The organism is Demequina pelophila, assembly GCF_000971175.1.
In the GTDB taxonomy this organism is placed as follows: domain Bacteria; phylum Actinomycetota; class Actinomycetes; order Actinomycetales; family Demequinaceae; genus Demequina; species Demequina pelophila.
This window is the reverse complement of record NZ_BBLY01000001.1, coordinates 1,105,655-1,116,621: the sequence shown is the minus strand read 5'-3', so window position 1 is coordinate 1,116,621 and position 10,967 is coordinate 1,105,655. Positions and strand designations below refer to the sequence as shown.

Here is a 10,967-nt window from a genome sequence, read left to right as displayed (position 1 = left end):
GGGCGGGAGTGTCGGGCCCACCGCCTACCCTGGAGCGCATGCCTGACGTCCCCGCCTACACGCTCACGCGCCGGCGCATGAAGTCGGTGCGCGTCCGCGTCGCGCCGGGCACGGGGGAGGTGCTCGTCAGCGCGTCGCCGCGGGTGCCGGTGCGCCGCATCGAGGCGTTCCTGGTCGAGAAGGCCACCTGGATTGCGGCTCAGCAGGCGCACGCCGTCACGCGCCCGGCCGCGCTCGCGCCGGGTCCGGAGGCCGATGCCCTGCGTGCCATCCTGCGGCCCCTCCTTGCGGAGCTCCTCGCCGCCTGGGTGCCCGTCATGGGCGTGCCCGAGCCCGAGTGGCGCATGCGTGTGATGCGCACCCGCTGGGGGTCGTGCAACAAGGAGGCGCGGCGAGTCAACTTCAGCGTGGAGCTCGCGCGTCGCCCGCGCCGCCTGGTCGAGTACGTCGTGGTGCACGAGCTCGCCCATCTCATCGAGGCGAACCACGGCCCCGGGTTCGTGGCTCTGATGGATCGGCACCTGCCCGACTGGCGGTCGCGCCGCGCCGAGCTCAACCGCTGAGGCGGCACGCCCACCTCGTCCGGCCGCGCGCCCGCCCCGTCCGGCGGCACGCCCGCCTCGTACGGCGGCACGCCCGCCTCGGCAGGCCGCGCACCCGCCTCGTACGGCGGCGCGCCCGCCTCGTACGGCGGCACGCCCGCCTCACCTGGTGGCCGGCTCCGAGAACTCGAGCACGAGCACCCGATCGCCCAGCCCCGCGGCCGGGATCACCAGCTGGACGGTCGCGCGGCTGCTCAGGAGGCGAGCGCCCCAGGGGTCGCCCGCATCGGGATCGCCGCCGTCCTCGGGGAACGGGAAGGTGGCCTCTCCCGCGAGGAACGCGCCGGGCTCGACGACGACCACGCGGTGCTCGGGAAGCCTGACGGCGGCGGTGCGCGTGTCCTCGGTGCGCCACAGCGTCGCGATCCGCGCGACGCCGGGCGCGACGGACTCCCACTCGAGGTCCGCACGAGGCGCCACCGGGGGGTCGAGCTCGAGCACCACCGTGGAGGCCGCCAGGTCCACGGACAGGGGCTCGTGGCCCGTGTTGTGCACGGCCCAGCGAATCACGCGCGATCCCTGCGACTGGTCGATGTCCGTGCGGAGAATCACGGGCTCGACCGACGCGCCGGGGAGCGTGAGCGGCGTGCACGCGGGCGCCCACAACCGCCCCTCGCCCTGCCGGTCCGCGATCGAGTCGTCGTCGGCGGCCGGCGGGCCGTCGCACAGCAGCGCGGCCGTGCCGTCGCCGGTCCCGGCAGGCGCATCGGCGTCGTCGACATCATCCGCGAACGTCCGTGTCCGCGCGCGGTCGAACATCTCCGCAACGACGGCGGCGCTCGTGAGCGGCCCACCGCCATCGGCCTCGAGGATGAGCACGTCGTCTCCGGCGACCGCCTGCACCTGCAGCGTGACCGAGGGGGACGAGTCGGGTGCGACGGTGCCGGCGGGGAAGGTGGCCGTGCCGCTGATCGCACCGTCCGGACTCAGCGTGAAGCGCGGCTCGGGCGCCGCGACGAGGGCCTCGCGCGTCGTGGCGGTCCGCCACAGGGTGGGGGCCGCATCGGCCTCCGTGCCGTAGGCCGTCTCCGCGGAGCCCGGCGTGGCGGCCGCGCTCGCGTCGCCGGGGCCGGGGAGCGAATCGGGGTCCGTGAGCACCGAGACCCGCGCCGAGCCCACCACCATCGTCAGGTGGCGTTCGCTGACGTTGTCGATGCGCCAGTCCACCCGCGCGGAGCCGTCGTCGGCCACGGTGAGGGTGGAGGTCGAGGCTCGGATCAGTGCCTCGTCGAGCCACACGGCGTCGCACGCGGTGGGTGAGGCCGCGCCCGCCGGGGTGGTGGACGTCGTCGCGGGGGCAGCATCCGCGCCGTCGACCGGCTCGCATAGCAGGGCGGCCTGGCGGTCTGCCTGCGGCTTCTCGCCCGGCGACCGCGGGGCGGACATGGCTGCCAGGACGGCGAGCCCCGCCTCCGACGTGGCGGCGGTGGCGTCCACGGAGGCCGATGCGGTGGGCGTCTCGGTCTCCGGGCGCGGCCACGCCGCGGCGGTCGCGAGGCCCAGGCCAAGCACAACGAAGGCCCCCAGCAGCCCGACCTGACGGAGGATCCACCGGCGGCGCTGGATCCGCACCCGCGCGCGATCGGCGAGCGACGAGGCGCGTGGCCCGTCGAAGGCCTCGAGCCCCGCGCGCCGACTCCGGCCGAGAGCGCGCGCGAGCCACTCCTGTGTCCGCCGGGCCTCGCTCACCGGCCTCACCTTCCCTCTGGGCCGAGTGTGGCACCGGGCGCGCGGGTGCGCCATGGGGGAGCGGCGGCGGGTGAGGGACCGCGACGGCCCTCTGCGGCCCGCTACGGCAGCGGTGCGCTCGCCTCGAGCAGGAGCGCGCTGCGCCCGTCGTCGTCCCGCGCGGGCACGCGCATCTGGAGCGTGAGTCCCGCGCCGGCGGGCCAGTCGTCGCCCACGGTCGGCGCGCCCTGTTCGTCGTGCGCCATGTCATGCCAGACGTCGACGGATCCCTCGACGGACTCGCCGGGCACGAGCACGGACAGCAAGTCGCCGGCCATCAGGTGGCCGGACCTTCCCGTCTCCGTCCACAGCGTCGCGACCGCGGTGCTGGGGCCGCCTGCCACGGTGCTGGGGCCGCCCGCGCCTCGGAGACGCGAGATGCCGGGCGGCACGTCCTCCACGGCCCGGCCGGGGAATGCCTCCGCCACCGGCACGAACGCCGCGTCGAGCGCGAGCGGCGCGTCGCCCACGTGGGTGAGCCGCCAGTCGATCGACAGCATGTGAACGGCGTCGTGCACCGCGAGGATCTCGAGCTCCAGCGCCTTCGGCCCAGCGAGGACGAGTGCCTCGCAGTCGAGGGGCAACGCGAAGCCGGCGAGCGTGGCGTCGTACGCGTACCCGCTCAGCTCGGCCGGGCCGACGCAGCGGACGGCGTCCTGGCCGGCCGACGCGGCCCCGGTCCCGTCGGCTCCGGCCCCGGTCCCGTCGACCCCGGCCCCTGCCCCGAAGTCCCCGCCCTCCGGCCCCCGAGCCTCGGCGCGGTCCAGCAGGTCCTCCGCGGCGAGCACGCCGTCGGGCACCTCGTGCCGGGCCCACACCGACTGGACCTCGGGCGTCGCCACGTCGACGGGGAGGGGGGCCTCGGCTCGCACCTCGAGCACCACATCATCCACGGGCGCGCCAGCCCCGCCAAAGTCGCCCTCCGCCAGCGCCCGCACCTGGAGCGTCACGATCGCGTCCGGGTCTTTCTCCAGGGTGTCGAGGACCGACTGCGGCAGCTCTCCCGTCCTGCCGGTCCACGTGTCACCCGGAAACACGGAGGCGATCTCGAGCACGTCGAGCAGGCCCGCCTGCCGGTGGTCGTCGTCGAGCCACGCCGAGTCGATCGCGTCCCCCGCCACGGAGCTCGCGCGCACGGACCCCGCGGACTCCACGACCAGCCGCGCGCTCATGGCGTCGAAGAACATCGGGACGGTGCCCACGTTCTGCACCTCCCACCGCAGGCTGGGGAACGCCTCCCCATCGAGCACCGAGACGTGCGTCATCCACGTGAGGGAGAGCAGCTCCTCGGACCCGATCCACACCGCGTCGCACCCCGCGGGCCGCACGGTGACCTCGTCGAAGTCCGGGCGCGTGCTCCCCTCCGCGAACCACGGGATCGGCTCCCGGTACCGCCGCTCGGGAGCCGCGCCGGCGGCGCACACGAGCGCCCGCTGGCCCGGCGCATCGTCCGTCGCCCGCGACCGCGGCGTCGCGACGGCGGCCAGGTTCTCCGCGAACCATCCGTTCGACGGCACGACGACCTCCGGCCGCGCGATCGCGTCCAGCAGGTCCTCCGCTTCGCCCGCCTCGGCTGCCGCGGTCGGCACCCCGGTGGACGATGCATCGGTCCAGTCGGGCTCCCAGCCGGCCTCGCCCGCGACGGACCAGGCCCCGAGCCCCAGTGCCGCCACCGCACCCGCGGCGCCGACCGCGCGCAGCCGCCGCCACCGGCCCAGGCGGCTCCGCGCCCGGGCGGCCAGCGCATCGGCCCGGGCGTCGTCGAAGCCCGCCTCGCCCTGGGAGGCGCTCCGCGCGAGTGCGCGCTGCAGCGCGCTCACCGGCCCGACACCTCGATGTACTCGGAGCCGCCGTCGGCGGCGTCGTCGGGGTCGAGGCCCAGTCCGGGCTGGCGCTCGCGCAGCGTCTCGACCGCGTCGCGCAGCAGGCCGCGGACCGCGTCGGGCTCGAGATCGACCTCGTGCGCGATCGCGTCCGCGCCCAGGTCGTCGAGGTAGCGCATGACCAGGCACACGCGCTGCGGCGCGGGCAGCGCCGCGATGTCCAGGAGCAGGTGCTCGAGCGGGTCGTGCTCGTCGCGCAGCGGGTGCTCGGCGACGTAGGCGCGGGCCGATGCGACGGCGCGGTGGAGTTGGGCCGCGTCGTCGTCCTCGGGCCGGCTGCCGTTGCCGGCCCCGTCGCCAACCGTCCGGTGCGCGCGGTGCTCCGGCGCGTCCGCGATCTCGTCGAGGCTGGGCCCGGCGCCGGACTCCGGGCCGCCCGGAGGGGGCCGGTGACGATCGTGGGCGAGCGCGCGACGCATCGCCGTGAGCGTCCGGGCGTACGAGTCGGAGACGCCGCGCGGACGCCTGCGCCGCAGCGCCTCGACGAGCGCGTCCTCGAGCAGCACGTCCGCGGAGCCCACGTGGCCGGTGAGGGCGTGCGCGTACGCGTAGAGGTCGCGTCCCCGCTCGCGCATCAGCGCGTCGAGCGCTCTGCCCCAGCTCGGCATGCGGCCATCCTGCCAGACGGGTGCGCCGTCGAGAACGGCGTCGTGCCCGGTAGTGTCCCGGTATGCGCGAAGGCGACGTGATGCTCACCGACGGCCGCACGGTCCACTGGTACGCGGACGGTCCGGACGACGCGTCCCTCACGCTGTTCTGGCATCACGGCACCCCGAACATCGGCCAGCCGCCCGGGCCGCTCGTGAGGCCCGCGACCGAGCGCGGCATCCGGTGGATCGCCCTCGACCGGCCCGGCTACGGCGGGTCCACGCGGGCGCCCGGGCGCGCGGTGGCGGACGTGGTCGGGGACGTCGTCGCGGTGGCCGATGCGCGGGGCGTCGGCCGCTTCGCCGTCGCCGGGCACTCGGGTGGGGGCCCGCACGCGCTCGCGTGCGCCGCGCTGCTGCCCGAGCGCGTGCGCGCGTGCGTCGCGGTCGGCGGCCTCGCGCCGTACGGAGCCGAGGGGCTCGACTGGTTCGGCGGGATGAGCGACGGGAGCAGGGGCGAGCTCGAGGCGGCCGCGCTGGGGCCGGCCGCGCTGGCGGCGCAGGCGGAGGCGGAGTTCGACGCCTCATCCTTCACCCCGGCCGACCATGAGGCGCTGCGCGGACCCTGGAAGTGGTTCTCCGGCATCGTCGAGGCGGGGCTCGCGCACGGTCCCGACGGGATGGTCGACGACGACCTCGCCTACGTGGCGGACTGGGGCTTCTCCCCGGCGGTCATCGACGTGCCCGTGCTGCTGGCGCACGGCGGCCGCGATCGGATGGTGCCGTACACCCACGGCGAGTGGCTCGCGCGGACCGTCCCGGCCGCCGGGTGGCGGCTGTTCCCCGACGACGGGCACATCTCCGTGCTGCTGCACGCGGAGACCTTCCTGGACTGGCTGGTCGAGGCGGCGTAGCTGGGTCGGGGCTGGTGCGGCCCCGCCGCACGGGCCGGGCGGCCGGGAGCAGGGGTGTGTGCTGCGCGACGCTACGCGAATTCATGCACGATGCACGCCGGTCCGCTCGTGCATCGCGCATGAATTCGCGGAGGAGCGCGCACGTGCATGGGTCGTCCTCCCGCGCCACATCCCTCGGGAGCCGAGACGCCCGGGCAGGGGATTACGAATTCCCAGCTAGGAGGCGGCTTTGCCGCGCGGCCCGGTCTCGAGCGCGTCGGCGGCTTCGAGCGTGGGCGCCGCTTCGCGCACGTCTGCGTCCGGCGCGGGCGGCGGGGTGGTGTCGGCCTCGGTGTCGGGCTCGACATCGACCAGGCGCCGGATCGGGTGGCCGGACGTGCCGCCGACCACGACCCAGCGCTGACGCTTCGCGGCGGCAGGTGACTCGGCGGGCGCGGGGTCCGGGACGAGCGGGGTCGACCCGGAAGGCATTGACTCAGGCTCGGGCGCGGGCGACGCCGGTTCGGGTCCGGCGGCGGGTGATGGGGCGGCGGGTGATGGGGCGGTGGGCGATGCGGCGGCGGACGAGGCGACGGGCTCGCCGGCGAGCGCCTCGCGCACGATCTGCCGCGGATCGTACTGGCGCACGTCCCACGCCTGCCAGCTCGCGCGGTCGAGCGCGATGCCGGTCTCCTGCTCGGTGCGCACCCGTGTGGTCTCGATGTAGTCGCGCCACTGGCGCACCAGTTCGCCCAGGCGCTGCGCGTAGCCCGGCAGCCGCGAGGGTCCCAGCACGAACGCCGCGAGCACCACGATCAGCAGCACCTTGTCCATGGTCAGGCCGAACATCAGCCCTCCTCTCGGGTGGTCGGGGCGGCCTCGGTCACGGCGGCCCGTGAACCAGCCGCCGGCGTCCCCGGCTCGGGCGGGCCGACGCCGACTCCATCGAGCTCGGCCTCGAGGCGCCGCGCCGCCCGCCTGTCATGGACGACCGCCACGGCGTAGGCCGCGAAGAACAGGCCCGTCATCGAGCCGGCCACGATCACCATCGACAGCACGTCCGCCGCGGGGGTGACCAGCGCGCTGAAGACCGCGATCCCCACGACCGCGAGGCGCCACCCGCGCCGGATCGCGTGCGCCGGCAGCACGCCCAGGAGGTTGAGCATCACCACGAGCACGGGCAGCACGAACACGAAGCCCACCGCCACCACCATCTTGGTCACGAAGTCCACGTAGTAGGAGGCCTGCAGGATGGTGCTGTCCTCCTCGGCCGCGAACGAGGTCAACAGCTCGATCATGTGCGGGAAGATCGCGAATCCCACGAGGCAGCCGGCCACGAACAGCGGCAGGGCGGCGGCCACGAAGCCGAACGTGTACCTCCGCTCGCGCCGCGTCATGCCGGGGACCAGGAACGCGAACGCCTGATACAGCCACACCGGGCTCGAGAGGATGATCCCCGCGAACATCGCGATCGTGAGCCGCAGGTCGAACGCGCCGGTGACGGTGTCGTAGTTGAGGACGGCCGCGCGGGACTCGGCCAGGTCGAGGATCGGCTCGCGCAGCACGTCGAGGATCGGGTCGGCGAGGACGTAGCCCACGCCCATGCCGACGACCAGCGCCACCGCCGCCCGGAACGCGCGGTTGCGCGCCTCGCGCAGGTGCGCGCCGAGCGGCATCCGCGCCTGTCCGGCGGCGGCCGCTCCCATCAGCTCGCGCGCAGGTCGCGCGGCTGATCGACCGGGGACGATGCGCCGGTCGCCGCGGTCCCGGTTGTCCCGGAGGGGGTGATGGGAGAGGTTTCGGCGGTCGTGGTTGTCCCGGCGGGGTGGCGGCCGTCCGCCACCTCGTCCTTGAGGATGCGCATCGACTGGCCGACGCTCTTGGCCAGCGCGGGCAGCTTGGTCGATCCGAAGACGAGCAGGATGACGACGAGGATGATGACGGCGTGCCAGCCGGTGAGGTTCGCGAGCATGGTGGGTCTCCTTCAAGGCGTGCGGTGGGCGTGGTGGGTGCGGTCGGCGGTGCGTGCGGTGGGCGTGGTGGGAGCGGTGAGCGGCGGGAGCGGTCGGCGGTGCGTGCGGTGGGGGTCGCGGGTGCGGTGGGCGGTGCCCGGGCGCCGGTCAGGCGCTCGCGGACTCGAGCTCGGGGGCGGTCGTGGCGGCATCGGAACCGTCGCCCGGGCCGCCGTCCGGCGGCGTGCCGCCGGGGCCGCCCTCGCCGCCGGGGCCGCCCGAGGGACGCTCGCCGCCGGGGCCTCCTCCGGTCATCTCGCCGGGGTCGCCACCCATGTCCCCGGGCGCGCCCGCGCCGCCGGCCATGGTGCCCGCGGTGGGCTCGGTGCCGGTGTCGACCCGGACCGCCAGGGTCGCCGTGTAACCGGAGTCCGCGTCGCCGCCCATGGTCGCCATCTGGAGCTCTCCGCCGTCGTCCCCGAACACGTTGTCGGACTGGAGCGTGATCTGGGACAGGTTCGCGGCGGAGCCGTCGTACGCGGCCAGGGTGTACGCCGTGTCGAGCACGTCCTGCGGGAACGCCATCTGCGAGGTGGCGATCGCATTCGCCGAGTCGGTGATCGCGGAGGCGTCGGGGTACACCTCGAAGTGGATGTGCGTCCACCGGCCCGTGTAGCAGCCGGGGAGGATCGACGCGAAGGTGACCCGGCCGTCGTCGTCCGTCACCTGGACACCGCGCAGCCACGTCTGGTCCTCGACGCCGTCCGAGTACATCGAGTACCGGCCCTGGGCGTCGCAGTGCCAGGCGTAGACGGCGGCGCCCACCATCGGGACGTCGCCGTTGGCCATGTCGAGGATGGTGAAGGTGAAGTCGAGCGGGACGCCGTCGACCGCGTCTCCGCCCTCGATAGAGGTGCGGATGTCCTCCCGCACCACGCCGCTCTCCTCGAGCACGTCGGGCCCGTTGGAGCCGTCGCCGGGGTAGGGGCCGGCGGTCTCGTCGGGGATCTCCTCGGCGGGGAGCGTGTCCGTGCCTGCCGAGGACGTCGAGCCGGACGTCGAGCCGGACGACGAGCCGGACGACGAGCCGGTGCCCGCGTCGGTCGAGCCGCCGGACGTCGACCCGTCCGCCGTGCCGCCGGTCGAGGAGCTCGAGCTGGGCGTGCAGGCGGCGAGCGCCGCGACACCCACGCCGGCGCCCATGATCCCCACCACGTGGCGGCGGGACAGCAGCGTGGTGATGTCGAAGGAGACGCCCTGGTCGACCACCTCCTCGTCGGGGCGGTCGAGGAGCCGGCCCTCGTAGGCGGGGCCGTCGGGGGTCTGGTCGGGCTCGGGGAATCCGGTCATGGCGGTGGCCTTTCGGGGTGAGGGCGGGCAACCCCGGGGCGGGTGCCGCCTCGAGGACACCTCCATGCTTGGGGACCTAGGTCCCAGAACGCTGGGTGCTACCTGAGGGTTTGCTGAGAGCCGCGCGCGCCGCGACGGGCGCTCGCGCCGCCCCTGTCCGCGCGGCCCTGTCCTGTGCCACAATGGCCCCGATGCTGAGCGTGATCATCATTCCGTAGCGCGTCGGACCCACCTCCGACGCGCAGCCTCCCGCACCCAGGGAGGCTTTTTTGTTGGAGGCGGACCGGGGAGCGGTGGAACCGAGTCGCGCGCGGCGCCCCGCACCAACCGAAGGAGCACCCATGACCGAGGCGGTCGAGGTCTACGACACCACGCTGCGCGACGGCGCCCAGCAGGAGGGCATGAACCTCTCCGTCGCGGACAAGATGGCCATCGCGCCCCTGCTCGACGAGCTGGGCGTGGGCGTCATCGAGGGCGGCTGGCCGGGCGCGGTGCCCAAGGACACCGAGTTCTTCGGCCTCGTCGCCAAGGAGCTGTCCTTCACGCACGCCCAGTTCGCGGCGTTCGGCATGACCCGCCGCGCTGGCACCACTGCCGCCGCGGACCCGCAGGTGCGCGCCCTGCTCGACTCCGAGGCGCCCATCATCACGCTGGTGGCCAAGTCGGACATCCGTCACGCCGAGCGCGCCCTGCGCGTCGCGCCCGAGGAGAACCTCGCGATGATCGAGGAGACCGTCGCCTTCCTCGTGGGGGAGGGCCGGCGGGTGGTCCTCGACGCCGAGCACTTCTTCGACGGCTACCTCCACGACCCCGACTACGCCGTCAAGGCGCTGCTCGCCGGCGAGGCGGGCGGTGCATCGTCCCTGGTCCTGTGCGACACGAACGGCGGGATGCTGCCCGACGACGTGACGCGCATCGTCGCCGCCGTGCGCGCCGCGACCACCGCCCAGCTGGGCATGCACGCCCACAACGACTCGGGCTGCGCGGTCGCGAACTCGATGGCCGCCGTCGCGGCCGGCGCGCGCCACGTCCAGGGCTGCATCAACGGCTACGGCGAGCGCACGGGCAACGCGGACCTGGTCGCGGTCGCCGCGAACCTCGAGATCAAGCGCGGCATGCGCGCGCTCGCGGGGGAGGGGCTCACCGAGTCGACGCGCATCGCGCACGCGGTCTCCGAGATCACGAACATCGCCCCCTACGCGCGCCAGCCGTACGTGGGCGCGAGCGCGTTCGCGCACAAGGCGGGCCTGCACGCCTCCGCGATCAAGGTGGATCCCGACCTCTACCAGCACACCCGCCCCGAGCTGGTGGGCAACGACATGCGCATGCTCGTCTCCGAGATGGCCGGGCGCGCGTCGATCGAGCTCAAGGGCCGGGAGATGGGCTTCGAGCTCGCGGACCAGCCCGAGGTGCTCAAGCGCGTCATGGACCGCGTCAAGCACGCCGAGGCCCAGGGCTACACCTTCGACGCGGCCGACGCGTCGTTCGAGCTGCTGCTGCGCGCCGAGACGGGCGAGGCGCCGCGCTACTGGGACGTGGAGACGTGGCGGGTGCGGGTGAGCTCGGCGCCGGGCAACCCGAACGACGCGGACGCCGAGGCCGTGGTGAAGCTGCGCGCCGGCGGCGGCCAGCGCTTCGTCACGGTGGGCGAGGGCAACGGCCCCGTCAACGCGCTCGACCACGCGCTGCGCACCGCCCTGGTGGGCGCCTACCCGGAGATCGAGCGCCTCGAGCTCACCGACTTCAAGGTGCGCATCATGGACGCCAGCCACGGCACGGACGCGGTCACGCGCGTGCTCATCACCACCGTCGACTCCGAGTCCGGCGTCCAGTGGCGCACCGTGGGCGTGGGCCCCAACCTGGTCGAGGCCTCCTACGAGGCCCTCACCGACGCGCTGCTCTACGGCCTCATCAAGGCGGGCGCGGCGCCTCGCCCGTAGGGGCGTGCGACGGGACGATGCGGCGGTCGGGG

At 74.7% G+C, this 10,967-nt stretch carries 10 protein-coding genes; 3 read left to right on the top strand and 7 right to left on the bottom strand.

All coding sequences use genetic code 11. The features are described 5' to 3' along the window. The first annotated feature begins 38 nt into the window (after positions 1 to 38). A complete protein-coding gene (locus AOM03_RS05160) occupies positions 39 to 563 on the top strand; it encodes a M48 family metallopeptidase (protein ID WP_062378814.1) in 525 nt (174 codons plus the stop codon). A 141-nt stretch (positions 564 to 704) separates the two neighbouring features. On the opposite strand, the gene AOM03_RS05155 is transcribed toward AOM03_RS05160, so the two are convergent. From AOM03_RS05155 to AOM03_RS05145, 3 genes are all read right to left on the bottom strand, one after another. Continuing rightward, positions 705 to 2,291: a hypothetical protein gene (locus AOM03_RS05155; RefSeq protein ID WP_062378812.1), complete on the bottom strand. Its 1,587-nt coding sequence runs from the start codon at positions 2,289 to 2,291 to the stop codon at positions 705 to 707. 101 nt (positions 2,292 to 2,392) lie between these two features. Further along, positions 2,393 to 4,150: a hypothetical protein gene (locus AOM03_RS05150; RefSeq protein WP_062378809.1), complete on the bottom strand. Its 1,758-nt coding sequence runs from the start codon at positions 4,148 to 4,150 to the stop codon at positions 2,393 to 2,395. Continuing rightward, entirely contained in the window at positions 4,147 to 4,821 is a 675-nt protein-coding gene (locus tag AOM03_RS05145) for an RNA polymerase sigma factor (RefSeq protein WP_062378807.1), read from the bottom strand. The genes AOM03_RS05150 and AOM03_RS05145 overlap by 4 nt, the downstream gene beginning before the upstream one ends. 62 nt (positions 4,822 to 4,883) lie before the next feature. On the opposite strand from AOM03_RS05145, the gene AOM03_RS05140 reads away from it, so the two are divergent. After that, the gene (locus AOM03_RS05140; protein WP_062378805.1) at positions 4,884 to 5,714 is read left to right on the top strand and encodes an alpha/beta fold hydrolase; all 831 of its coding nucleotides are present in this window, start codon (positions 4,884 to 4,886) and stop codon (positions 5,712 to 5,714) included. 216 nt (positions 5,715 to 5,930) lie between these two features. Here AOM03_RS05140 and AOM03_RS12895 read toward each other — a convergent pair whose 3' ends face one another. From AOM03_RS12895 to AOM03_RS05120, 4 genes are all read right to left on the bottom strand, one after another. Beyond that, positions 5,931 to 6,542 (bottom strand): Sec-independent protein translocase subunit TatA/TatB, encoded by a 612-nt coding sequence (locus AOM03_RS12895; protein WP_062378802.1) that lies wholly within the window; start codon positions 6,540 to 6,542, stop codon positions 5,931 to 5,933. Next, a complete protein-coding gene (tatC, locus tag AOM03_RS05130; RefSeq protein WP_174441930.1) occupies positions 6,542 to 7,399 on the bottom strand; it encodes a twin-arginine translocase subunit TatC in 858 nt (285 codons plus the stop codon). Before tatC ends, AOM03_RS12895 begins: the two co-directional genes overlap by 1 nt. Further along, positions 7,399 to 7,665, bottom strand: a complete 267-nt coding sequence (locus AOM03_RS12415; RefSeq protein ID WP_082092124.1) for a twin-arginine translocase TatA/TatE family subunit — start codon at positions 7,663 to 7,665, stop codon at positions 7,399 to 7,401. The genes tatC and AOM03_RS12415 overlap by 1 nt, the downstream gene beginning before the upstream one ends. Before the next feature lie 148 nt (positions 7,666 to 7,813). Beyond that, positions 7,814 to 8,995, bottom strand: coding sequence for an intradiol ring-cleavage dioxygenase (locus tag AOM03_RS05120; protein ID WP_062378800.1), 1,182 nt, complete (start codon positions 8,993 to 8,995; stop codon positions 7,814 to 7,816). A 341-nt stretch (positions 8,996 to 9,336) separates the two neighbouring features. Between AOM03_RS05120 and cimA the strand changes: the two genes are divergently transcribed. Beyond that, a complete protein-coding gene (cimA, locus tag AOM03_RS05115; RefSeq protein ID WP_062378797.1) occupies positions 9,337 to 10,935 on the top strand; it encodes a citramalate synthase in 1,599 nt (532 codons plus the stop codon). Positions 10,936 to 10,967: the final 32 nt, after the last annotated feature.